Here is a 461-nt window from a genome sequence, read left to right as displayed (position 1 = left end):
AACAAATTTATATAATTTTGGATGGATCCCATCTGCGTAGCCGGGTAGCGTTCGTGCCCCGATTCCGACGATGTAGTACGGGCCTCGCTCTTCCCTCCCCGCTATCTTTTTTTGATCCGGTTGTGGAGTCTCTGCTTGTCCACCTAATGATAAAGAGAGGGTTATTTCGAGGGCACGCCGGCCGCCAGTTGGGACTGCACGCGGCTGGACTGCTGACCGCGCTCACCGGGATGCTTGCCATCTCGCCGCTCCTCCCGATCGTGATGAAGACGTTCGATGTTACCGCAAGCGTCACTGGTGCCCTCGTCTCGCTGATGTGGGTTTGCCACGCGGTCGTCCAGTACCCTGCTGGACGATTTGCCGACCAGTTCTCGTCACTGACGGCACTCGTTGCGTCCGAGGGAGTCCTCGTCGCTGGATTCACCGCGCTGGTGCTCGCCGACCAGTTTGGAGTCTTCGCG

The 461-nt window shown here is 58.6% G+C and carries 1 pseudogene; it reads left to right on the top strand.

The features are described from left to right. Positions 1 to 188 precede the first annotated feature (188 nt). Positions 189 to 461: pseudogene (locus DEQ92_RS22545) on the top strand (ferredoxin); the annotation flags it as partial.

It is taken from the genome of Haloferax sp. Atlit-6N (assembly GCF_003383195.1).
Classification (GTDB): Archaea; Halobacteriota; Halobacteria; order Halobacteriales; family Haloferacaceae; genus Haloferax; species Haloferax gibbonsii.
The sequence above is the reverse complement of the archived record's forward strand: the minus strand, read 5'-3'. Positions and strand labels throughout refer to the sequence as shown.